At 67.4% G+C, this 21,790-nt stretch carries 21 protein-coding genes; 7 read left to right on the top strand and 14 right to left on the bottom strand.

The genetic code is table 11. From position 1 onward, the window contains the following. Positions 1-54 precede the first annotated feature (54 nt). Both ACK4FB_RS12970 and ACK4FB_RS12965 read right to left on the bottom strand, forming a co-directional pair. Positions 55-1,125: a hypothetical protein gene (locus tag ACK4FB_RS12970; RefSeq protein WP_409752989.1), complete on the bottom strand. Its 1,071-nt coding sequence runs from the start codon at positions 1,123-1,125 to the stop codon at positions 55-57. Between the two features lie 94 nt (positions 1,126-1,219). Beyond that, the gene (locus tag ACK4FB_RS12965; RefSeq protein ID WP_409752986.1) at positions 1,220-2,155 is read right to left on the bottom strand and encodes a ribose-phosphate pyrophosphokinase; all 936 of its coding nucleotides are present in this window, start codon (positions 2,153-2,155) and stop codon (positions 1,220-1,222) included. A gap of 203 nt (positions 2,156-2,358) precedes the next feature. On the opposite strand from ACK4FB_RS12965, the gene ACK4FB_RS12960 reads away from it, so the two are divergent. Together ACK4FB_RS12960 and recN are read left to right on the top strand one after the other, a co-directional pair. Further along, the gene (locus ACK4FB_RS12960) at positions 2,359-3,192 is read left to right on the top strand and encodes an outer membrane protein assembly factor BamD (RefSeq protein WP_409752983.1); all 834 of its coding nucleotides are present in this window, start codon (positions 2,359-2,361) and stop codon (positions 3,190-3,192) included. Between the two features lie 94 nt (positions 3,193-3,286). Continuing rightward, a complete protein-coding gene (gene recN / locus ACK4FB_RS12955) occupies positions 3,287-4,987 on the top strand; it encodes a DNA repair protein RecN (protein WP_409752980.1) in 1,701 nt (566 codons plus the stop codon). A gap of 9 nt (positions 4,988-4,996) precedes the next feature. On the opposite strand, the gene ACK4FB_RS12950 is transcribed toward recN, so the two are convergent. From ACK4FB_RS12950 to ACK4FB_RS12925, 6 genes are all read right to left on the bottom strand, one after another. After that, on the bottom strand, positions 4,997-5,524 hold the full coding sequence (locus ACK4FB_RS12950; RefSeq protein ID WP_409752977.1) for a hypothetical protein: 528 nt from the start codon (positions 5,522-5,524) through the stop codon (positions 4,997-4,999). Between the two features lie 26 nt (positions 5,525-5,550). Further along, positions 5,551-5,976 (bottom strand): hypothetical protein, encoded by a 426-nt coding sequence (locus ACK4FB_RS12945; protein ID WP_409752974.1) that lies wholly within the window; start codon positions 5,974-5,976, stop codon positions 5,551-5,553. Between the two features lie 51 nt (positions 5,977-6,027). Then, positions 6,028-6,735, bottom strand: coding sequence for an NUDIX hydrolase (locus ACK4FB_RS12940; protein ID WP_409752971.1), 708 nt, complete (start codon positions 6,733-6,735; stop codon positions 6,028-6,030). Positions 6,736-6,889: 154 nt separating this feature from the next. Continuing rightward, entirely contained in the window at positions 6,890-9,205 is a 2,316-nt protein-coding gene (gene rnr, locus ACK4FB_RS12935; RefSeq protein WP_409752968.1) for a ribonuclease R, read from the bottom strand. Positions 9,206-9,228: 23 nt separating this feature from the next. Next, positions 9,229-9,657 (bottom strand): type II toxin-antitoxin system VapC family toxin, encoded by a 429-nt coding sequence (locus ACK4FB_RS12930; RefSeq protein ID WP_409752965.1) that lies wholly within the window; start codon positions 9,655-9,657, stop codon positions 9,229-9,231. Beyond that, entirely contained in the window at positions 9,654-9,917 is a 264-nt protein-coding gene (locus ACK4FB_RS12925) for a type II toxin-antitoxin system Phd/YefM family antitoxin (RefSeq protein WP_409752962.1), read from the bottom strand. Before ACK4FB_RS12925 ends, ACK4FB_RS12930 begins: the two co-directional genes overlap by 4 nt. Before the next feature lie 128 nt (positions 9,918-10,045). Between ACK4FB_RS12925 and ACK4FB_RS12920 the strand changes: the two genes are divergently transcribed. From ACK4FB_RS12920 to ACK4FB_RS12910, 3 genes are read left to right on the top strand one after another with little or no spacing between them, the layout of a single operon-like run. Beyond that, the gene (locus ACK4FB_RS12920) at positions 10,046-11,449 is read left to right on the top strand and encodes a pyridoxal-phosphate dependent enzyme (protein ID WP_409752959.1); all 1,404 of its coding nucleotides are present in this window, start codon (positions 10,046-10,048) and stop codon (positions 11,447-11,449) included. 1 nt (position 11,450) lies between these two features. Next, positions 11,451-11,888: a hypothetical protein gene (locus tag ACK4FB_RS12915; RefSeq protein WP_409752956.1), complete on the top strand. Its 438-nt coding sequence runs from the start codon at positions 11,451-11,453 to the stop codon at positions 11,886-11,888. A gap of 13 nt (positions 11,889-11,901) precedes the next feature. Continuing rightward, positions 11,902-13,065, top strand: a complete 1,164-nt coding sequence (locus ACK4FB_RS12910; protein ID WP_409752953.1) for a cystathionine gamma-synthase — start codon at positions 11,902-11,904, stop codon at positions 13,063-13,065. A 4-nt stretch (positions 13,066-13,069) separates the two neighbouring features. Here ACK4FB_RS12910 and ACK4FB_RS12905 read toward each other — a convergent pair whose 3' ends face one another. After that, positions 13,070-13,906: a Ku protein gene (locus ACK4FB_RS12905; protein WP_409752950.1), complete on the bottom strand. Its 837-nt coding sequence runs from the start codon at positions 13,904-13,906 to the stop codon at positions 13,070-13,072. 111 nt (positions 13,907-14,017) lie between these two features. Next, positions 14,018-14,569: an RcnB family protein gene (locus ACK4FB_RS12900; protein ID WP_409752947.1), complete on the bottom strand. Its 552-nt coding sequence runs from the start codon at positions 14,567-14,569 to the stop codon at positions 14,018-14,020. Between the two features lie 150 nt (positions 14,570-14,719). Here ACK4FB_RS12900 and ACK4FB_RS12895 point away from each other — a divergent pair, with 150 nt between their 5' ends. Continuing rightward, positions 14,720-15,910, top strand: a complete 1,191-nt coding sequence (locus tag ACK4FB_RS12895; RefSeq protein WP_409753126.1) for an aspartyl/asparaginyl beta-hydroxylase domain-containing protein — start codon at positions 14,720-14,722, stop codon at positions 15,908-15,910. Between the two features lie 15 nt (positions 15,911-15,925). Here the strand turns inward: ACK4FB_RS12895 and ACK4FB_RS12890 are convergent, their stop codons facing one another. The 4 genes from ACK4FB_RS12890 to ACK4FB_RS12875 form a co-directional block, all read right to left on the bottom strand. After that, a complete protein-coding gene (locus ACK4FB_RS12890) occupies positions 15,926-17,299 on the bottom strand; it encodes a hypothetical protein (protein WP_409752944.1) in 1,374 nt (457 codons plus the stop codon). Between the two features lie 69 nt (positions 17,300-17,368). Then, the gene (locus ACK4FB_RS12885; RefSeq protein WP_409752941.1) at positions 17,369-17,677 is read right to left on the bottom strand and encodes a hypothetical protein; all 309 of its coding nucleotides are present in this window, start codon (positions 17,675-17,677) and stop codon (positions 17,369-17,371) included. A gap of 42 nt (positions 17,678-17,719) precedes the next feature. Further along, entirely contained in the window at positions 17,720-18,277 is a 558-nt protein-coding gene (locus tag ACK4FB_RS12880; protein WP_409752938.1) for an N-acetyltransferase family protein, read from the bottom strand. Further along, positions 18,262-20,442, bottom strand: a complete 2,181-nt coding sequence (locus ACK4FB_RS12875) for a S9 family peptidase (RefSeq protein ID WP_409752935.1) — start codon at positions 20,440-20,442, stop codon at positions 18,262-18,264. Before ACK4FB_RS12875 ends, ACK4FB_RS12880 begins: the two co-directional genes overlap by 16 nt. A 97-nt stretch (positions 20,443-20,539) precedes the next feature. Between ACK4FB_RS12875 and ACK4FB_RS12870 the strand changes: the two genes are divergently transcribed. Next, on the top strand, positions 20,540-21,358 hold the full coding sequence (locus ACK4FB_RS12870; RefSeq protein ID WP_409752932.1) for a trypsin-like serine peptidase: 819 nt from the start codon (positions 20,540-20,542) through the stop codon (positions 21,356-21,358). Positions 21,359-21,790 lie beyond the last annotated feature (432 nt).

The following is a 21,790-nucleotide window of genomic DNA, read 5'->3' as shown; positions in this document are numbered from 1 at the left end:
TTCCGAAGCGCAACCATGGCCGCGCGGAAAGGCGACGGGCCCGTCGCCCGGCGATCAGTTCGGAGAGGTCGCTCCGTTCTCGATCGCCTCGGTGGAGGTCGCAGCGGCGTCCGCCGCCACGGGTGTGGATTGGGCCAGGGCGGTGGGCAGGACCAGCGCCTCGGGCGTGACCGCCTCGGCGGTGCATACGGCCAGGTCGCCCATGACATGACGTCCGGCGCAGAACATGTGCTCGTAGTGGGGCCGCGCGGCGGCGATGCACTGGTACAGGTTCAGCTTGGACATGCTGAGGCAGAACTGGCTGTTGCGCTCCAGCGTCAGGGCCTCGGTGTTGGGACGCCAATCCTCACCGCCGGCGCCGAGAGCCGCCAGGGCGGCGATGGCCAGGGCGTTCGCAACCGCCGGGGTGTAGGGCGGTTGCATGTCCTCCGCGCTGACCGCCAGACCATTTCCGTCATGGGCGGCGGCGAACAGGCGCGCGGCTTCCTCGGCGTTCGGCAGCATCTGGGCTTCGGACAGGCGACGAATCGTCTCCAGACGCGAATCCCTGTCCGTCACGGCCTGCTGGGCCCAGCGACGGCGGGGGTCGTTGCGTTCCTGGATGGTGTAGGCGTCCTCGGCCACCACATGGGCGATGGCGGCCAGCGCTTCCGAATCAGCGCGGAGCGTCGAAACGATCAGCCCGGCCGCGTCAGCGGCGCCCGGCAGTTGGGCGGCGTAGGCCGGGTTGGCCACGAGGCTTTCGATTACCTGGCGACGTTGATCCGGGTCTGCGGCGAAGGCGCGCACGCCTTCCACATAGGCCGTCGATTGCAGGGCGAGGATGGCGCCATAAGCCACCATGCCCCGGGACAACTGGTTGGATTCATAGGCCGCGCCGCGGGTCATGATCAATTCGATCGTGGCGGCGTCGGTGATGGCGGGATCGATGGTGCGCGCCTCGCGCATGAAGGCCACATAGATCGCGGCGGCCTCGGAAATTCCGCTGTTCAGAGCAAGGGCGGGCGGCGGCGGCGGAGGAGGGGGCGGCGGAGGGGGCGGCTCGGGCGTCTCGCAAGCGGCCAGAACAAGGGCGGACAAAACGGCGGCCATGCCGAGCCCACGACGAACAAGAGCCTGTTGCATCAAGCGATCCCTACGAATGGACGCGAAACGCCCCCCAAAATCCGGCGTCCGATACCAAAGACCTTATACCGCCCCTGATTTGGTTTTTCGATCGTTAATCGAACAGCTTTGAAACGGACTCTTCGTTGGCGATGCGGCGGATGGCCTCGCCGATCAGGGGCGCCACGCTGACCTGACGAATCCGGCTGCAGTTGTTCACCTCGAGCGGCTGCTCAATGGAGTTGGTGATCACCAGCTCCTTCAGGGACGAAGCCTCCACGCGCGTGACCGCGGGGCCGGATAGGACGCCGTGACTGATATAGGCCGAAACCTCGACCGCACCCTTTTCCAGCAACGCTTCGGCCGCGTTCACCAGCGTGCCGCCCGAATCGACGATGTCGTCGAAAAGAATGCACCGGCGGCCTTCGACGTCGCCGATGATGTTCATCACTTCGCTTTCGCCCGCCTTCGGCCGGCGCTTGTCGACGATGGCCAGATCCGCATCCAGCCGCTTGGCCAGGGAGCGCGCCCTCACCACCCCGCCCACGTCCGGCGAGACGATCATCAGGTCTGACGTCTTGTCGTAATTCGTGCGGATATCCTGGGCCAGAACCGGCGTAGCCAGCAGGTTATCGGTCGGGATGTCGAAAAAGCCCTGAATCTGGCCGGCGTGAAGGTCCATTGTCAGGACGCGATTCGCCCCGGCCCGAGTGATCAGATTGGCCACCAGCTTGGCCGAAATCGGCGTGCGTCCGCCGGTCTTCCGATCCTGACGGGCGTAGCCGAAATAGGGCATCACCGCCGTGATCCGCCGCGCCGACGCCCGCACCAGCGCGTCGGTGATGATCAGCAGCTCCATCAGGTTGTCGTTGGCCGGATAGCTGGTCGACTGGATGATGAAGACGTCCTCGCCACGAACATTCTCGTCAATGACGGCGAAAACCTCGTTATCGGCGAAACGCTTGACCTGGGCCCGGGTGAGGGGCCCATCCAGATGGTCGGCGATGGCCTGGGCGAGCGTGCGGTTGGAGTTTCCCGCCAGCAGCTTCATGGGCTGTCATCCTTTCGCCGTCATCGGCACGATTACTCGTGGCGCCTTCTACCAGTCGGCGCGCGTGTAGCAACCCACGCCGCGCCGCATTGGCGTGAACAAATCGCTGGTGTAGAAGCGCCGGACTGTCTTTCAAGCGGCCGCCGGGGGCGGACGCAGCCACGTGAGGTCGGACTTTGCTTCTCAGGAAATCGCGTTCCGGTTTGTCGACCCGTATCGGCGCCTTGGCTGTGGTATTGGCTGCGACAACGGCCCTGACCGCCTGCGCCGGGCGCAACGAGCGCCCGCAACTGGTGTATGAGGAGCGCCCGGTCGAACTGCTCTACAATACCGGATACCAGCGTCTGGAGCGTGGGCGCTGGCTGGACGCCGTGGCCTATTTCCAGGAGGTGGAGCGTCAGCACCCCTATTCGGAATGGTCGCGCCGCGCGATCCTGATGCAGATGTACGCCTATTACCGCCAGGGCCGGTATCAGGACGCCATCGCGGGCGCGGACCGCTTCATCCAGCTCTATCCCGGCAGCCCGTCAGCCTCCTACGCCTTCTACATGAAGGCCGTGTGCTATTTCGAGCAGATTGTGGACGTGGGCCGGGACCAGGCCGCCACCGGTCAGGCGCTTCTGGCCCTGCGGGACGTGACCCGTCGCTATCCCGACACGCCCTATGCGGCGGACGCCCTGATCAAGATCGACATGGTCAACGACCAGCTGGCGGGCAAGGAAATGGCCATCGGCCGCTGGTATCAACGCCAGCAGCAGCCCCTCGCCGCCATCAACCGCTACCGCACGGTCATCGACAATCAGGACTTCCAGCGCACTTCGCACACGCCCGAGGCCCTGTACCGGCTGGTCGAGCTGTATCTGACCCTGGGCCTGGACGAGGAAGCCACCCGCAACGGCGCGGTGCTGGGCCACAACTATCCCGGCAGCCGCTGGTATCAGGACGCCTATGTGCTGCTGACCAACGACGGCCGCCGCCCCACCGTGGAGCCCGAGGGCGAGCGTGAAGGCTGGCTGCGTCGTCTCATTCCGGGTTGATCACGGTCGCGACCCCGCGAATCTGCTAGTCGGGGGAGGGGACGTTCGCGTCCCGTTCCACTGATGGCCGCCTGAGGGGGCCGGACGGAGTGTCATGCTCTCAAGCCTGTCGATTCGCGACGTGGTGCTGGTCGAGGCCCTGGATCTGGAGATCCGGGACGGCCTGACCGTGCTGACCGGCGAGACCGGGGCGGGCAAATCCATCATTCTGGACGCGCTGGGGTTGGCGCTGGGCGGACGCGGCGACGCCGGGCTGGTGCGCAGCGGCGCAAAACAAGCCGTGGCCACGGCGGTGTTCAGCGCGCCGGATGATCCCTCCTTTCTCGACATGCTCAGCGAGCGCGGCTTCGAAGCGGCGCCCGGCGAGGATTTGATCCTGCGCCGCGCCCTGACGGCCGATGGCCGTAGTCGGGCCTGGATCAACGATCAGCCGGCGGGGGTCACCGCCCTGCGCGAGATCGGCGCCCTGCTTGTGGAGGTGCATGGCCAGCATGAGACCGTCGGCCTGCTGGACCCCAGGACCCACCGGGGAATGCTGGACGCCTATGGCGGCCTGGCGGTTGAGCGCGGCGCGGTCGCGTCGGCCCATGAGCGGTTCAAGGCGGCCGAGGCGGCGCTGGCGGCGCTGCGGGCCGAGGCCGAGACCGCCCGCGCCCGCTTTGAGGAGTTGAGCGAATCCCTGGCCGAACTGGACCGGCTGGACCCGCGCGAGGGCGAGGAAGCCGATCTGGCCGGCGAGCGGGCCATTCTGGGCGCGGCGGAAAAGGCGCTGGCCGACCTGGCTTCGGCGCGGGACTCGCTGGGCGGAGACACCCTGTCACAGAAGCTGGCCCAGGCCTTCCGGGCCGTGGAGCACGCCCGCACCCGGGCCGTGCAGTCGGGCGCCGGCGAGGATCACCCGGTGATCACCCGGCTGGCGGCGGCGGGGGAGGCCATCGACCGGGCGCTGGTTGAGGCCACGGAGGCCGTGGCGGCGGTGGACGCAGCGGCGGACGCCTTCGAGTTCGAGCCCGGCAAGCTGGACAAGGCCGAGGAGCGCCTGTTCGCCCTGCGCGCCGCAGCCCGCAAGCTGAACGTCGCCGTAGACGCCCTGCCCGCGCAGCGGATCCGGTTCCGCGAGCAACTGCGCCTGATCGAGGACGGCGCCGAGGCCCTGAAGGCGGCCGAGGCGGAGTCGGCGGCGGCCAAGGCGGCCTATGAGGAGGCGGCGGCGGTGCTGACGGCGGCCCGGCGCGCGGCGGGCGACCGGCTGGCCGCGGCGGTTCAGGCCGAGTTGGCGCCCCTCAAGCTGGAGCGCGCGCAGTTCCGGGTGACGCTGGAGCCGCTGCCGGAGGACCGGCGCGGGCGTGACGGCGCCGAGGCTGTGCGCTTCGAGGTGGCCACCAACGCCGGAACCGCCTTCGGCCCGCTGGACGCCATCGCGTCGGGGGGCGAGCTGGCGCGCTTCGCCCTGGCCATGAAGGCGGCCCTTGCCGAGCGCGGCGGCGGGGTCCAGCCGGTGATGATCTTCGACGAGGTGGATCAGGGCGTCGGCGGCGCCGTGGCCGAGGCCGTGGGCCTGCGCCTCAAGCGCCTGGCCGACGGCGCCCAGGTCCTGGTCGTGACCCACAGCCCCCAGGTCGCCGCCAAGGGCCACGCCCACTGGAAGGTCCGCAAGGCCGAGATCGAGGGCGAGACGCGCACCTCGGTGGACACCCTGACCGATCAGGCGCGGCAGGAGGAGATCGCGCGGATGCTGGCGGGGGCGGAGATCACGGATGCCGCAAGGGCGGCGGCGCGGGCGTTGATCGGGTGAGGGGGCCCATCAGTCCTCGACATGAGACGGACAGGTCGGGACGGTATCGTCCGACCGTTGCAGACCGCCGATAACGACCTGGATAACGGGCTCGGGCCAGCGCTCGAAATTCGCCATGCCCGGCGGCACCGTGCAGACGGATGTCTCGTCAGGACCGCGCGCCTGGCCGCCCACATAGCGCACGATGAAGCCGATGTACCTCAGGCCTTGGTCCTGGCTGTTCTCGACCTTCAGCAGCGAACCCACATCCTGTCGGGCGTGCAGGCCGAACCTCACCGTGCCAGGAGCCGCTCCGTTGGGATGCTCGCGTGATCCCGACGGCGGAGGCAGGACGTCCTGGATCTCGATCCGGTCGACCTGCACGAGATCATAGGTCCCGTCGGCATTGCGGCGGAGGGTGGCGCGTTCGCCCGCCGCGACGTTCAGGGTTCCCTGCACATAACTGGACCGTCGCCCGGCGAACTGTTGAGGGGTGGCGGGGTGAGGGGTCTGGGCGTCCTGAAAGATGACGCCGGCCATGAGGGCGGTGAGCAGCATGATTGACTCCGTTTAGCCCGACCCGGTCAGCGGATGTCACGAACCGCGGTATCCAATCGTTGATCGCCAGCATCCACGTCGGAAATAGCACCGGGAACTTCCCTCGCCAGATCCTGACAGCGGCTTTGCAGTCGGGGCAGCATCTGGCGCAAGTGACGACGGGCCTGTCGAGGCGTCACACTCTCAGCGTCCATGACAATTCCGATCTCGGCGCGCTCGATCTCACGGCCCCGGTCATAGGCGCTCATTCTCTGATCGGCGGTCCAGCCTGCGTCGGCGGAGCGCCGCTCGAAATCGTCCGCCAAGCTTTGTCCCACGGTGAGATCCACAGTGTAATAGCGCGCGCAGACGGCGAACAGGGTCGAGTATCTGCCGAGACGCTCGCCCTCTGACGTCAGGTCGTCGACCGGACTCGGCTGCAAAGCAATCATCATCAAGAGCGGAAGCAACATCTACTCATTGTTCGGTATGACCGTGCCCAGTTCAAGGCCGGCGCAATTCGTCTAATCCAGATACTCCACCCGATGCCGCCCGTGCAGTTGCCGCACATAGGGCAGGGGGCGATCCGGCGCCGTCAGGCGCTCGGCGGCTTCGTTGAGGACAAAGCGGGTGATGGCGGGCAGGTCCAGGGCGCGCGCCTCCTCCATGGGGATCCAGGCCACCGCGTCCAGTTCCTCGGTCGGTCGGCCAGCGGGCACGTCCAGCAGGGCGTCAGCCGTGGCCATGAAGAAGCGGGCGTCGAAGCGGCGGGTGCGGCCCGGCGGGGTGATGGCCCTTGCGATATAGGTCAGGGCCGACAGGTCGGGCAGGGCGCCGACGGCGCGAAAGCCGCGCCACGGTCCGGCTAGCGACGCGGGCGGCGCTGCGCGGGCCAGACGCAGGCCCGTCTCCTCGAAGGTTTCGCGGATGGCTGTCAGGGCCAGGGCGCGGGCCCGGCGCGCGGGCAACTCCCGGGCCAGCAGCGCCTGTGAGGCCTTGGGCAGATCGCCCGCGGCCTCGATGCGGAAGTCCGACGGATCGATCCGCCCGCCCGGAAACACCCATTTGGACGCCATGAACACGTGCCCCGCGGCCCGGCGACCCATCAGCACCTCGGTGCGGCCGCCCGCCGTTCGCGTCACGATCAGGGTCGCCGCATCCTTTGGCCGCATGCGCGTACCGGTGTACGGCGCGTCCTTCAGATCCTGGGCGGCGTCGAAAGGGTGGCTCACTTTTCCATCCCGCTCATCCCCGCGAAGGCGGGGATCCAGTTCTGTCCAGCTTGGCGCCGGTGTTTCAGGACGATCGAGCAAGGGGCGCCCTGATCCGCTGCAACACCCAAAGCACTGGGTCCCCGCGTTCGCGGGGATGAGCGGAAATTGGGAATCAACGCCGCTTGCCTTTCCTGACGCCCTTTAGCCCACCCGACGGCGGCTTGGGCCCGCCGGGGCGTTTGGAGCCCCGCTTCGGTCGGTCGTCACCGCCGCCGCCTCGCCCGCGCACGCCCAGACGCGGGGCCTGGGCATTGGGATCGCGGGGCTCGGGCTCGCTGACCATCTCGAACACCAGACCGCCGGTGATGGGGGTGGCCTCCACCAGCTTCACCTCCACCTCGCGGCCCAGTCGCCAGCGCTTGCCGGATCGGTCGCCCACCAGGGCGTGGGCGCGGTCGTCATGGACGAAATATTCGTCGCCCAGCTGCGAGATGGGCACGATGCCGTCGGCGCCGGTTTCCTGCAGCCGCACGAACAGGCCGAACCGGGTCACGCCGCTGATGCGGCCTGCGAAGGTGGCGCCAACGTGCTCCTCGAGGAAGGCGGCCACATAGCGGTCGGTCGCCTCGCGCTCGGCGGCCATGGAGCGGCGCTCGGTGGCGGTGATGTGCTCGGCGATGGCCTGCAGTTCGGTGGCCTCGGAGTCCGTCAGCCCGTCGTCGCCCAGCTTCAGCGCCCGGATCAGGGCCCGGTGCACGATCAGGTCCGCATAGCGCCGGATCGGCGAGGTGAAGTGGGCGTAGCGGTCCAGGTTCAGCCCGAAGTGCCCGATGTTCTCGGGCGAGTAGATGGCCTGCATCTGGCTGCGCAGCACCACCTCATTGACGATCTCGGCGTGGCCGCTGTCGCGGGTCTCGTCCAGCAGGCGGTTGAACCGCTTGGTGGTCGGCGCCTCGCCCTTGGTCCAGGGCTTGCCGATGGTCTGCAGGAAATCGGCCAGGTTGAAGATCTTCTCCTGACTGGGCGTGTCGTGGACCCGGTAGATCAGGGGCGTCTTCTTCTGCTCCAGCGTTTCGGCGGCGCAGACGTTGGCCTGGACCATCATCTCTTCGATCAGGCGGTGGGCCGGGATCGACACCCGCGCCTGGATGCCGACAACCTCGCCATCCTTGTCGAACAGGATGCGGCGTTCGCTGCTTTCGATGGCCAGCGGGCTGCGGCGCTCGCGGCCCTTCAGCATGGCGGCGTAGGCGTTCCACAGGGGATAGAGGATCGGCTCCATCAGCGGGCCGGTCAGGTCGGCGGTCTCGCCCTCGGCCTTGCCGTCGATGGCGTCCTGAGCCTGCTCATAGGCCAGTTTGGCGTGGGACCGCATCAGCCCGCGCACGAAACGGTGCGACAGCTTCCGGCCGTCCTTGGAGAACACCATGCGCACGGCCAGACAGGCGCGGTTCTCGCCCTGTTTCAGGCTGCACAGCCCCGCTGACAGGTGCTCGGGCAGCATGGGCTCGACCCGGTCGGGGAAATAGGTGGAGTTGCCCTTGTCCCGCGCCGTGCGGTCCAGCGCCGAGCCGGGGCGCACATAGGCGGCCACGTCGGCGATGGCGACCCAGACGATCCAGCCGCCTTCGTTGGCGGGATCCTCGTCCTTCTCGGCGAACACCGCGTCGTCGTGGTCGCGTGCGTCCATGGGGTCGATGGTGATGAAGGGGATATGACGCAGGTCCTCCCGACCCTTCAGCGTCGGCGCCTCGGCCGCCTGGGCTTCGTCGTCCACGGCGTCGGGGAAGCCCGTGGGAACCCCGTGGGCGTGGATGGCCAGCAGGGAGGCGGCGCGGGGATCATCCTCGCGGCCCACGATCTCCAGCACCTTGCCCTGTTTGGGTCCGTGGCGGCGTTCGGACTTCTCCAGCGCCGCCAGCACCAGATCGCCGTCGCGCAGGGGCTCGGCCTCCAGCTTCGACAGCACCAGAAAGTCCTTGGCCTTGCGGTCCACCGGCTCGATGCGGGTTTCTCGGCCGCCCTTGCGCACCACGCCCAGAAGCCGGTGGGCGCTCTGTCCCAGCTTCTTGATCATGCGGGCGGTCCACTGATCGCCCTCCTTCTCGAACTTGGCCAGCATCCGGTCGCCCAGCCCGGGCGCGGCACCCCGCTCGCTGTCGCCGGGCAGCAGCAGGGCCAGGGGCGCGTCCTCGCCGCCCTTGGTCAGGCGCACGAACAGATCGCCGTCGGCGTCGCGCTCCACCACATCGGCTACGCCCACCGGGGGCATGACGCCGGCCTCAGCGAAGCCCTTGCGCCCGCGCTTGCCCAGCTGCCCCTCGGCCTCCAGTTCCTTCAGCATCTCCCGCAGGGCCCGGCGCTCCACGCCTTTCAGCCCGAAGGCGCGGGCGATGTCGGCTTTTTCGGCCTCGCCCGCTTCGCGCAGGAACTCCAGCAGGGTGTCCTTGTCGGGAAGGCCGGCGGGCCGGCGAGGGGATTTGGCCATGTGTTCGGAAGTCCCGGGAAAAATCAGTCAAAGGGCGGCGCGGTCGGCAGACCCAGGGCCGCCGCCGCCCGGGCCAGTCTGAGGTGGAGCGTAACGAGTCGGGCGTCGAGCCGCCCGGACATGGCAACGTGCACGGCGTCCGGTGTGCGGAGCTGCAGGTCGAACCGGCGCACGATCCGGTCAGCTTGCTCCATATCGACCGCCGTGAGCGTGACCGCCGTGGTCGTGATAGCGCGCCACTCGTCGAATTGCTCCAGTCGACGCGCGGCCTGAACCTCCGTATCCACGCCCATCCGGACCTGTCTCGACAGGGCCGAGGCGACCTCCGCCGCCGCGAAATCGCTGACCAGAAGGTCCGCCCCTGACGACTCCAGCGCCTCGGTTACCGCGTCGCTGCCCGGTTCCTGCAGCAAAGCCGCCGCCAGAACGCTGGCGTCGAGGTAAAGTCTCACCAGGGCTTCTCTTCATAGACGGCGTTCAGAAGCTCGACGGAGCTCATGGCGGCCGGCGGCAAGGCGTTGCGCATGGCCTTCAGCCGCGCAAAGGCGGCGCGTTTCTCGTCCGGGGTCGGAAGCGGGCGCGCCGCGTCCACCGGCCGAATCTCGGCGATGGGCTTGCCATGGCGGGTGATGACAACGCGCTCGCCCGCCATCGCCTTGTCCAGCAGGCGCGGCAGGGTGTTCTTGGCTTCCGCAACGCTATAGGTGGTCATGACGGGCTCCGATTATGGCCAATAATATAGCCATTTTCTTTCCGGCTCGCCAGACCCGCCCCGCTTGACGCCGGGGCGCCGCCCCATCAGCTTCCGGGCCAAAATCCCGTTCAGGAGTTCATCAGCGCATGTCGCTACCGGAAACGCCCGTCCTCACCCGTCCCGCCGGCTCGGTGCTCGGTCTCATCGGCAAGACGCCGATGATGGAGGTCACCCGCATCGACACCGGCAAGTGCCGTCTGTTCCTCAAGCTGGAAAGCCAGAACCCCGGCGGCTCCATCAAGGACCGCATCGCCCTGGCCATGATCGAGGCGGCGGAGAAGGAGGGCTTCCTCAAGCCCGGCGGCACCATCGTCGAGGCCACAGCGGGCAATACGGGTCTGGCTCTGACCTTGGTCGGCACCCAGAAGGGCTACAAGATCCTGCTGGTCATTCCCGACAAGATGTCGCGCGAAAAGATCCAGCATCTCAGGGCCATGGGCGCGGATGTTCGCCTGACGCGTTCGGATGTGCCGCACGGCCACCCTGAGTACTACACCGACATGGCCGAGCGTCTGGCCCAGCAGCTGCCCGGCGGTTTCTACGTCAACCAGTTCGCCAACAAGGCCAACTCCGAGGCGCACCGCCTCAGCACCGGCCCGGAGATCTGGGAGCAGATGGGCCACGACGTGGACGCGGTCGTCACCGGCATCGGCTCGGGCGGCACCATCACCGGCGTGGGCCAGTTCCTGCATTCGGTGTCGCCGAAAACCGAGATGATCCTGGCCGACCCCGTCGGCTCCGTGCTGGCGGGCCTCGTCAACGACGGGGTGCCAAGCCCCGAGGGCAGCTTCGCGGTCGAGGGCATCGGCCAGAATTTCGTGCCGGACACCACCGACATGAGCGAGATCGCCAAGGCCTATTCGATCCCGGATGCCGAGGCGATCGCGGCGGCGCGCGAACTGCTGCTGAAAGAAGGCATCCTCGCGGGCTCATCCTCCGGCACCCTGCTGGCCGCGGCCCTGCGCTATTGCCGCGAGCAGACCGAGCCCAAGCGGGTGGTCAGCTTCGTCTGCGACACCGGCGCCAAATACCTGTCCAAGGTCTACAATGACGCATGGCTCGCCGATCAGGGCCTGACCGAGCGGGAATTGCATGGCGACCTGTCGGACGTCATCACCCGCAAGTACGAAGAGGGCGCCGTGGTGGCCATCGGCGCCGACGACACCCTGGACACCGCCTTCAAGCGCATGCGCGGCGCGGACGTGTCCCAGCTGCCCGTGATCGTGGACGGCCGGCTCGTGGGCATCCTGGACGAGAGCGACATCATCCACGTGCTGAACACCGACGAGATCACCCGCGAAGCCCGCTTCAAGAAGACCGTGGGCGAGGTGATGATCCGCGATCTGGACACCTTGCAGGTGGCCGAGCCGCTGGACGCCCTGATCCCCATCTTCGACCGGGATCGCGTGGCCATCGTGCTGGACGGCGAGAAATTCGTCGGCCTGATCACCCGCACCGACCTGATCAATCACCTGAGCCTGAACCGCTAAGATGTCGTGGTTCAAAAAACTGTTCGGGGCTACGGACGATAACGGCCAGCAGCATATGACAGAACCCGCGACCAGTTTTGTCTATGTACGCATGCCCGGCGATGCCCAGCCTACGGAGCGCCATTATCTCTTCGAAGATCCGATCGAAGAGCAGCTCAAAATCAGAAATCTGGGCTACATAAGCGGGGGCGGCAGCTTGCAGTCGGCGCCAGACGAGAACGGCGTTCGCAGGATTGAGCTGACGGGGATTGATATCGAGGCCGAAGACCTTGATGCAGTGCGCGCCCTCTTACGGAATCTTCTACCTGGCCTCGGCGCACCTGTCGGCACTCAGATAGAGTTCACTCTAGAAGACCAGCGATTGCAGGACCGATTGATCGATAGCGGCTGGATCGAACGCGAGCCGCGCACAGATCGTCATCCGGGCTTCGATCTTTGATGAGAGATATCCAGTGAACAATCGCAAGAACAGCCAGGGTTTCTCCACCCGCGCAATCCATGCGGGCCAACACCCCGACCCGACCACGGGCGCGGTGATGACGCCGATCTACGCGACGTCCACCTACGCCCAGGAAAGCCCGGGGGTGAACAAGGGCTATGAGTACGCCCGGGGCAAGAATCCCACGCGCGAGGCCTTCGAGGCCTGCATCGCCGATCTTGAGGGCGGCACCCACGGCTTCGCCTTCGCCAGCGGCATGGCGGCCACCTCCACGGCGCTGGAGCTGCTGGACGCGGGGTCGCACATCGTCACGGGAGACGACCTCTACGGCGGCTCTTGGCGGCTGTTCGAGCGGGTGCGTCGCCGGTCCATGGGGCTGGACTTCGCCTATGTGGACCTGTCCGACCTGAGCGCGGTCGAGGCGGCGATCACGGACAAGACGAAGATGTTGTGGGTCGAGACGCCCACCAATCCGCTGATGAAGCTGGCCGACATCGCGGCCTTGTCGAAGATCGCCAGGGCGCACGATCTGCTGCTGGTGGTGGACAACACCTTCGCCACGCCGTGGAGCCAGCAGCCGCTGGGCCTCGGCGCCGACGTGGTCATGCACTCGGCCACCAAATATCTGAACGGCCATTCCGACATCATCGGCGGCGTTCTGGTGGCGAAGGATGCGGATCTCGCGACGCGCATCAAGTTTCTGCAGAACTCGGTCGGCGGGGTGATGGGCCCGTTCGACGCCTTCCTCGCCAACCGGGGCCTCAAGACCCTCGGCCTGCGCATGAAGGCCCACAACGAGAACGCCCTGGCCGTGGCCCGTTGGCTCGAGACCCATGCCGGCATCGAGCGGGTGATCTATCCGGGGCTCGAAAGCCACCCCCAGCACGATCTGGCGAAGCGTCAGATGAATAGCGCGTTCGGGGGCATGGTCACGGTCCTGATCGACGGCGATCTGGCGCGCACCAAACAGGTGCTGGAGCGGGTGGAAGTGTTCACCCTGGCGGAATCCCTGGGCGGCGTCGAAAGCCTGGTGAACCACCCCGCCATCATGACCCACGCCAGCGTGCCGAAAGAGGTGCGCGAGGCCGGCGGGGTGACCGACAACCTGATCCGTCTGTCGGTGGGCGTCGAGGACATAGACGACCTGATCGCCGACCTGGATCAGGCGCTGGCTTAAGGCCTCAGCTCGCCTTCTTGCGGGGCGCGGCCTTGACGGGCGCCTTCTTCGCCGGCGCCTTCCTGGCGGTCGCGGAGCCCTTGAGGCTGTTCTTCAGCGCCTCCATCAGGTCGATGACATTGGTCTCGTCCGGCTCGGGCGAGGCCACCAGTTTCTTGCCCTTGGTCTTGGCGTTGATCATCTCGCGCAGGGCGTCGTCGTAGCCGTCCTTGAACTCGGCCGGATCGAAGTCCGCTTCCTTCTGGCCGATGATCTTGTGGGCGATCTCGATCATGTCCTTGTCGGCTTTCACCGTCGGGATGTTGTCGAAGAAGTCGCCCGCGTCGCGCACCTCGTCCCGGGACCGCAGGGTGTAGGCGATGATGCCCTTGTCGCGCACCTCCAGCGCCACCTGACGCTCCTTGCCGCGCAGCACCAGACAGCCGAGCGCCACCTTGCCCGCCTTCTTCATGGCCTCGCGGATGACCGAGAACGCCTCGGCGCCGTCCTTGTCGGGCACCATGTAATGGGGCGTGTCCCAGTACAGTCGGTCGATGTCGGCCTCGTCCACGAAGCGGTCGATGCTGATAGCCTTGGTGCTCTCCAGCTTGACCTTGTCGAAGTCGGCGTCGTCGAACAGGACGTATTCGTCCTTCTTGACCTCATAGCCCCGCACCAGATCGGACCGCTCCACCGGACCGGTGTCCGGATCGGTCGGCACCATGCGAATGCGGTTGTTGGTCTCCGGATTGATCAGGTGAAAGCGCACGTCATTCGCCGACGTGGTCGCCGTGAACAGCGACACCGGGCAACTGACCAGCGACAGCTTCAGGCGGCCTTGCCATGTGGGTCTCGCAACCATTGTTCAGCCCTTCTTCAAGGCCGGTTGAACGTGCGGCGGCGCTCGGGGTTCAGCGGACGCGAAAAAGCCCCGCCGCATCGCTGCGACGGGGCTCTTCCGTTCTTAAGGGGCCTAGTTGAACAGACCCACGATGACGGCGGTGATCAGGCCGGTGGCGACGGCGGTCAGGACCACGTCATTGTCGACGCGAGTGTACTGATAGCCGCGGGGCGGGGCCCGCAGGCCGTATTGCCGGTGATCGACCACATAGCGGCTGTGACGATAGGACGGGGGCAGGGTGTAGCCCGCGTTCCACTGGCGCTGCTGATAGCCGTAGGGCCGCTGATAGGCGCCGGCGTTGTAGCGACGCTGGGCCATCATGCGGGCCGCCTGGGCGCGCTGCTGCTGCTGCAGTCGTTGTTGCTGCTGCTGGATCTGGCGCTGTTGCTGCGCGATCTGGCGCTGGCGCTCCTGAAGGGCGCGCTGTTGCTGGGCGTTGCGCTGGTTCTGGCGGGCGTCCGGGCGGCGGTCGTTGCGACGGTCGTAGCGATCGCCGCGATCCTGGCGCTGTTCATAACGGTCGCCGCGGTCGGGGCGGGACTGGGCTTCCGCGGCGGAGGCCGCGCCCAGGGTGGTGGCCGCCATGACGGCGGCGATGGCGGCGGTAAGGGCCTTGTTGGTCATCGGATGTCCTCGTCGGCGGGATTGCCTGATGACCCCACACTAGAGACCCCGCCCTGAGCCCGACCTGAACGAACCTGGTCAGGCGGGGTTCATCCCTTCGCCCGGGTTCCGGCGCCGTCTTGACGTCTCAGGAATAACGCCGTCACATCCCTGCAAGGGGGAGACATCATCACACAGTTCGTACCGCCCGCGTCTCATATCGCCCTTCTCCAGGAAGGGTATTCGGCTCTGCGGAGGGGTGATCATTCCCGCGCCAGAGCCGTGCTGGAGCGCGCGGCGGAGGCGGCTCCCGACGACATGAATGGGCTTTACGGTCTGGCCCTGGCCTGCCTGGCCGTGGGGGATCAGCCGGCCAAACTTGCCGCCCTGGACCGGTTGCTGGATGTCGACCCGCGCAATATGCGGGCTCTGATCATGAAGGGGGACCACTACGCCGAGGCGGGCGATGACCGCGCGGCCTCGGCGTTCTACGGCGAAGCCCTGGCCGTGGCGCCCCCGGACCTGCCGCCAGACCTGATGCGCGAGGCACGGCGCGCCCATGCACAGCAACAGAAATACGCGGTCGCCTTCGAAGAACGCCTGCGCGGCGCGCTGGCGCGTAGCGGCCTGGAGGGCGCGTCGGGCCGTTTCGCTCGCTCCATCGACATTCTCACCGGCCATCGGCAGGTATACGTGCAGGAGCCGCGCACCTTCCTCTTCGCCGAGCTGCCGCAGATCCAGTTCTATGAGCGCGATCAATTCCCGTGGATGGACCGGCTGGAGGCCGCAACCGACGCCATCCGGGAAGAGCTTCTGGCCGTAATGGCCGATCCCGCGAGCTTCGCCCCCTATGTGGAGGGGGAGAAGGACCGTCCCGGCGGCGACTATCACGGCATGCTGGGTAATGCGGACTGGAGCTCGTTCTATCTCTGGAAAGACGGAGCGCCGGTTGACGCGAACGCCGCACGCTGTCCTCGCACCCTGGACGCGCTGCAGGATGCCCCCTTGAGCCGGATGCCCGGACGAACGCCCTCGATTCTGTTCTCGATGCTGAAGCCGGGAGCGCGGATTCCGCCGCACACAGGCATGGTGAACACGCGGCTGATCTGTCACCTGCCCCTGATCGTGCCTCCCGGCTGCGGACTGCGCGTCGGCAACGAAACCCGCGCGTGGGTCGAGGGCGAGGCCTGGGCCTTTGACGACACGATCGAGCACGAAGCCTGGAACAACAGCGACCAGACCCGCGTCATCCTGCTGTTCGACATCTGGCGCCCCGAACTGACGGAGGATGAGCGACGCCTGGTCAACGCCATGTTCGCCGCCATCGATGGCGAAGGCGGCGCCCGATCCTGGGGGACCTGAGCGCCGCCGCAGCCGTCAGTCGATCTTCAGGCGCATGAAGACCATGCCGCCCGTCGGCCTGTCATCGCCATAGAGCGGGGCCAGATCGCCGGGCACGTCGTTGACCGCATACAGGGCGCCCAGGCCCAGACGGGCGCGCGGGGCGATCCTCCAGTCGCGCAGGACGCCCACCGACGCCTTGGCCACGGTGAAGGTCTCGCCGTGATGGCCGCCGTGGCCGGGGACCAGTTCGTCGCTGTCGATGCGCTCGGCGCGCGCGAACACGGTCCACCGGTCGTCCGGGCTGAAGGCGGTCTCCAGCAGCCAGGCGTCCTTGGCGTCATGATCACCCTCGCGGCGGCCCCAGGCGGCGGTGGAGGACCACCAGCCGTTCGCGCCGATGCGCCGGGCGTGGATGGCGCTGGCGGACCATTTGGTCTCGTCGTCGTCGGGGTGCAGCTGTTCCGGCGCGGACACGTCGGCCCACGACGCCTGCAGCGACCATTCCGGCGACGGATTCCACGACAGGCGCACGGCGACGCTGTCCAGATCCGGTTCCTCAATGTCGAAGCGATCCTGGTCCGGCTCGCGGCCCCGGAAGCCGGAGACCTCCACCTTCCAGTCATTCTGGACATAGCCCAGCGTGACCACGCCGAAAACGATGTGGGTGGAGTCCAGCCAGTGGTGGGTGATGGGCGCCTCGGGACTGTCCATGGCGCTCATGCGGTGCATGAAGGCGGGCGGGCCGAACGCCGGTTCGCCCGGCAGACCCACATAGGCGAAGACGCTGGAGTCGTCCGACAGCGCGCGGCTGTACGAGGCCGACAGCTCCATGAACAGGTCGTGCGGATGCTGGCGGTCCACCAGCGGCGTGACCCCGTCCGCCGTCTCGCCCGCCGCCAGCAGCAGGGGATAGCCTTCCGCCCCCATCCAGGGATCAGGGCTGATCATGCCGCGCAGGGTCAGCTTCGAGCCGTCGGCGAAGTCGCGGCGGCCGGTGGTCATCAGCATGCCGGCGAGGAAGGTGTCGTTGTCGCCGCGCGGACCGGACTGGTCGCTGTGGACCAGATTGAGCGTGGCGTGGGTCATGATCATCCAGTCGCCGGCCTGATGGTGGACCCCGCCGTGACGGCCCATGTCCGGCTGCCAGGATGTGCCCGAGGCGTCACGGTTCATGGACCATGGGCCGTAGGCGCTGGTCATGGCGTGGCCGGGGGCGTGGCCGGGGGCGTGATCGGGGCTGTGAGCGGGCCCGTGACCCTGTTCCGGGGTCATGTCGTGCCCCTCGTGAGGGTCCGCGGCGGGCTGATGGTGATCGTGATGGTCGTGGGCGTTCTGGGCCTGTGCAGCCGGGATCAGGACGAGAAGGGATGCGCCGGCGCAAAGCGCGGCGAGGGAGCGGGCGGGCATGAAAGCCTCCGGTAAAATAGCAGATATGCGTCTCAGGACGCGGAAATGTCGGTTATTTCTCTCGCGAACTCAGGCGCGCGGCGGGCCCGGTTCCGGCGACAGGTCACGTCCCGTCCGCTCGAGGGCGGCGGACGGCGAGGGCAGGGCGTCATGGACGAAGACGGCCTCGCCCAGCGGCGTCGGCATCGGCGTGCTCACGCAGGCGATGCAGCACGCCATCACCGGCGAACCCATGGCCGGATCATGATCACCCGCCGGGTCCATGGCCGCCTCGTGACAGGGCGGCGGCGCGCTGTCACGGGCCATGGCGGGCGCGCCGAGGCCGCCCAGAACCAGAACGGCCAGGACACCCAGCATCAGAACCATCGCGCGCAGCATCCGCATGGGCGCGGTATAGGCCGCGCCGCGCCTCGCGGCAAATCAGGCGCCGACGAAGGGCAGGCCGTCGCCTGCGGGCGGCTCACCGTCACCGGGGCCCAGGGCGCGCTGCATGAAGATCACGTCGCGCCAGCCGTCCAGCTTCCAGCCCGCCGAACGAAAGGCGCCGGCGTGGACGAAGCCGCAGCGCTCGTGCAGGCGGATGGAGCCGGTGTTGTCCGCGTCGCCGATGACGGCCACCATCTGGCGCAGGCCCATGGCCTCGCATCGCGCGATCAGGGCGGTCAGCAGAGCGGCGCCGACGCCGCGCCCCTGCATGCCCGGCTCCACATAGACCGAATCCTCCACCAGCCAGCCGTAGCCCGCGCGCATGCGGAACGGCCCGGCGTAGGCATAGCCGGCGAAGGCCCCGTCCATCTCGGCGGTCAGCCACGGCAGGCCCAGATCACCGATGCGCCCGAACCGGCCGGTGATCTCGGCGTGGTCCGGCGGCGCATATTCGAAGCTGCCGGTCCCGGTGCGGACGCTGTGGCCGTACAGGGCCGTGACGGCGGGCAGGTCTCCCGCCGCCGCGTCCCGGATGATCAGACCTGTTCCCACCCGCGCTCCACCGACCACAGGGCGAAGGCGTAGTCGAAGGCGATCTCCTTGAGGAAATCGAACCGGCCGGAGGCCCCGCCGTGCCCGGCCTCCATGTTGATCTTCAGCAGGATCGGGTCGCCCGAGGTGGTGAACTCGCGCAGCTTGGCCGCCCATTTGGCGGGCTCCCAGTAGGTCACGCGCGGATCCGACAGGCCGCCGGTGGCCAGCACGGCCGGGTACGGGGCCGCGGTCACATTGTCATAGGGGCTGTAGCTGGCGATGTAGTCGTAGGCCGCCTCGTCCTCCAGCGGATTGCCCCACTCGGGCCATTCCGGCGGGGTCAGGGGCAGGGTGGTGTCGCTCATGGTGTTCAGCACGTCCACGAACGGCACCGCGGCGATGATGCCGGTGTAGAGCTCGGGGCGCAGATTGATGATGGCGCCCATCAGAAGGCCCCCGGCCGAACCGCCGTAGGCCACCACCTTGGCCGGATCGCCATAGCCGTTGGCCAGCAGGTGATCGGTCACTGCGTTGAAATCGGTGAAGGTGTTGATCTTCTTGTCCGTCCGGCCGTCCAGGAACCAGCCCCAGCCCTTTTCCGTGCCGCCCCGGATGTGGGCGGTGGCCCAGACCCAGCCGCGATCCACCAGCGACAGATTGCGGATCGAGAAGTTCGGATCCATGGAGTAGCCGTAGGAACCGTAGCCATAGACCATCAGCGGCGCGGTCCCGTCGATGGGCGTGTCGCGACGGGCCAGGATGGTGACGGGCACCTGCTCGCCGTCCGGCGCCGTGGCGAACAGGCGCCGGGCCACATAGTCCTCGGGGTTGTGGCCCGAGGGGATTTCCTGGGTCTTGCGCAGGACCTTCTCGCGCGTGGCCATGTCGTAGTCGAAGGTCTGGGTCGGGGTGGTGGGCGAGGTGTAGACGTAGCGCAGGGTGTTGGTGTCGAACTCGTAGCTGCCCAGCATGCCCAGCACATAGGCTTCTTCCGGCTGGACGATCTCGTGCTCGCTCAGGTCGTCCTTGCGGGTGATGACCAGACGAGTGTTGGCGTTGACCCGCTCACGGCGCACCAGATGGTTCTCGAACGCCGAGGTCTCCATGACGAAGGTGCCCGGTCGGTGCGGCTTCCACTCGGTCCAGTTGGCGGCGGAGGGGTCGTCCTCCGGCGCCCACATCAGCTTGAAGTCGATGGCGCCGTCCGCATTGGTCAGCACCACGAAGCGGTCGCCCCAGTGCTCCAGATCATAGCGCACGCCCACGCGGCGGGGCTCGACCACGCGCGGCTCGGCCGTGGGGTCGGAGGCGGGGATCAGGCGGTATTCGCTGGTTTCCTGATTCTGGCTGGCGATGCCGATATAGGCGCCGGACCGGGTGGCCCACACGCCGATGAACATGCCGGGGTCGGCTTCCTCATAGACCAGCACGTCCTCTCCGCCGCGCGCCGGCCGACGGTAGATCTTCGTCGGCCGCCCGTTCTCGTCGCGGAAGGTCCAGAACAGCCACTGTCCGTCGGGCGAGAATGTGAATCCGCCCGTGGAGTTTTCCACCGACCCGGGCAGGACCTCTCCGGTGGCCAGGTCCTTGACCCTGATGACGTAGTATTCGGAGCCCTGCGCATCCTCGGCCCAGGCGTACAGGGAATGGTCCGCGCTGTGCCCGGCGCCGCCCACGTCATAATAGTCGTGGGGCTGGGCCAGGGCGTCCACGTCGATCAGGATTTGCTCGCCGTCCTCGCGCCCGCGCGGCCGGCGGGCGTGCAGCGGATGTTGGGCCCCGATCTGATACCGGGTGTAGTACTCCCAGTCGCCATCCGGGGTGGGGACCGAACTGTCGTCCTCCTTGATGCGGCCCTTCATCTCCTCGAACAGGGTGTTCTGCAGGTCCTGGGTGGAGGCGAGCATGGCGCGCGAGTACGCATTCTCGGCGTCCAGGTGCTCGCGGATGTCGGCCCGCAGCACCGACGGGTCGCGCATCACCGCCTGCCAGTTGTCGTCCTTCATCCAGAAGTAGTTATCGGTGCGCGTGCGGCCCAGTTGGGTGATGCTGTGGGGATCGCGACGGGCGACGGGCGGCTGGGGCATCGAAACTCCGGTTTGCTGGCGAGCCAGAACAGGGCCGCCCGAGGCGGCGAGGGTCGCCGACGCGGCGACGGACACGATCATTTGACGACGGTTCATCGGAGATTCCGTGACTGGACAGCCCTATTGGCGCCCAGACCTTGTGCCTGACTTCGGCGAGCCGTCAAATGCTGATGCGCACCATTGAGGAGAGTTCATGTTCGCCGAAGCCGTGACCTGGGATCTGACCGTGTCGCTGATCAATGCGACGGTCCAGCTGGACCAGCCCCAGGGCGACGGCACGCGAACCGTGGGGACCGGCTTCCTGATCGATGCGCCGCGCGCGGACGGCGGGCCCAGGGTCGTTCTGGTCACCGCCGGGCACGTCCTGAACCGCATGCCCCGTCAGGATGTCCGGATTGGCTGGCGCGTGCCGCTCAGCGACGGCAGTTGGCGTTTCACCCCCGCGCCGTTGACGATCCGCGACGAAGAGGGCGAGCCCATGTGGGTCAGCCATCCCGATCACGACGTGGCGGTCATGAGAATTGAGGCGCCGGACTCCTTCGCCCGCGCCGCCATCCCGATTGGCTGGCTGGCCGACGGCTACACCTTCGAACGTTTTGACGTCGCTCCGGGCGACGAGATGATGTCGCTGGGCTTCCCGCGCGGCCTGTCCGCCAACCGGGCGGGATTTCCGATCCTGAGGGTGGGGCGGATCGCCTCCTATCCACTGTCGCCGGTCGTGGCGTTCCCGACCTTTCTGGTGGACTTCACCGTCTTTCCCGGCAACTCCGGCGGGCCGGTGTTCCTGACCGGCGCGGCGCGCATGCGGCCCGGCGTGCCCCAGCCGGAGCACCCCTTTATCGCAGGCGTTCTGACCCAGCAGGTGGAGATGAACAGCGAGCGACTGGGTATCGGCGTGGTGGTCCACGCCAACTATATCCGCGAGGCCATCGAGCTGCTGAACCAGGCCGAACGGGCGGCGGCGGAGGCCGAGGCCGAGGCCGAAAGCGCCGTTCAGATGGCGCTCGACTGAGCCCGACCGCGCCGCGCGTGGGCTGAAACCGGCGCCTGATCCCGCATTTTCGTCCAGCAGTCGCCTGTTCGGCAAGGGGTTCGGGTTGCGAGGGCAGTTTTTACACCGCCTTGCTCAGGCCGAGCTTATCCTTGGAGTCGCGTTCAGCAGGGCAGGGAGGGAGAATGGAATCAGGCTCGATGAGACTCTTTCTCGAAGAGGCTCACGGGACCAGCAGCGATGAGACCCCATCTGCACTGTTTCTGACAGTCGACTGCACTGTTTTTCCGCCGGCGGATTGCACTGATTTTCGGCGACGGAGTCTAACTGCAACGAAAACCCTTGAAAATTCAGAGGCCGTTGCACTCCAGTTGCACTGTTTTTTCTCACCGGCAGTGCACAACCGGATGGACCGCCGGTCCGACCACGACGTGCTCGTGGTCGGACCAACAC

The organism is Brevundimonas sp. (assembly GCF_046299535.1).
Classification (GTDB): domain Bacteria; phylum Pseudomonadota; class Alphaproteobacteria; order Caulobacterales; family Caulobacteraceae; genus Brevundimonas.
This window is presented reverse-complemented; position numbering and strand designations above follow the sequence as displayed.

Coding starts and splice junctions, on each gene's coding strand:
- ACK4FB_RS12875 (WP_409752935.1), bottom strand. CDS start 20,442: ATGAACCGTCGTCAAATGATCGTGTCCGTCGCCGCGTCGGCGACCCTC.
- ACK4FB_RS12870 (WP_409752932.1), top strand. CDS start 20,540: ATGTTCGCCGAAGCCGTGACCTGGGATCTGACCGTGTCGCTGATCAAT.
- ACK4FB_RS12920 (WP_409752959.1), top strand. CDS start 10,046: ATGTCGCTACCGGAAACGCCCGTCCTCACCCGTCCCGCCGGCTCGGTG.
- rnr (WP_409752968.1), bottom strand. CDS start 9,205: ATGGCCAAATCCCCTCGCCGGCCCGCCGGCCTTCCCGACAAGGACACC.
- ACK4FB_RS12915 (WP_409752956.1), top strand. CDS start 11,451: ATGTCGTGGTTCAAAAAACTGTTCGGGGCTACGGACGATAACGGCCAG.
- ACK4FB_RS12945 (WP_409752974.1), bottom strand. CDS start 5,976: ATGTTGCTTCCGCTCTTGATGATGATTGCTTTGCAGCCGAGTCCGGTC.
- ACK4FB_RS12890 (WP_409752944.1), bottom strand. CDS start 17,299: ATGCCCGCCCGCTCCCTCGCCGCGCTTTGCGCCGGCGCATCCCTTCTC.
- ACK4FB_RS12905 (WP_409752950.1), bottom strand. CDS start 13,906: ATGGTTGCGAGACCCACATGGCAAGGCCGCCTGAAGCTGTCGCTGGTC.
- ACK4FB_RS12900 (WP_409752947.1), bottom strand. CDS start 14,569: ATGACCAACAAGGCCCTTACCGCCGCCATCGCCGCCGTCATGGCGGCC.
- ACK4FB_RS12950 (WP_409752977.1), bottom strand. CDS start 5,524: ATGCTGCTCACCGCCCTCATGGCCGGCGTCATCTTTCAGGACGCCCAG.
- ACK4FB_RS12965 (WP_409752986.1), bottom strand. CDS start 2,155: ATGAAGCTGCTGGCGGGAAACTCCAACCGCACGCTCGCCCAGGCCATC.
- ACK4FB_RS12925 (WP_409752962.1), bottom strand. CDS start 9,917: ATGACCACCTATAGCGTTGCGGAAGCCAAGAACACCCTGCCGCGCCTG.
- ACK4FB_RS12885 (WP_409752941.1), bottom strand. CDS start 17,677: ATGCTGCGCGCGATGGTTCTGATGCTGGGTGTCCTGGCCGTTCTGGTT.
- recN (WP_409752980.1), top strand. CDS start 3,287: ATGCTCTCAAGCCTGTCGATTCGCGACGTGGTGCTGGTCGAGGCCCTG.
- ACK4FB_RS12970 (WP_409752989.1), bottom strand. CDS start 1,125: ATGCAACAGGCTCTTGTTCGTCGTGGGCTCGGCATGGCCGCCGTTTTG.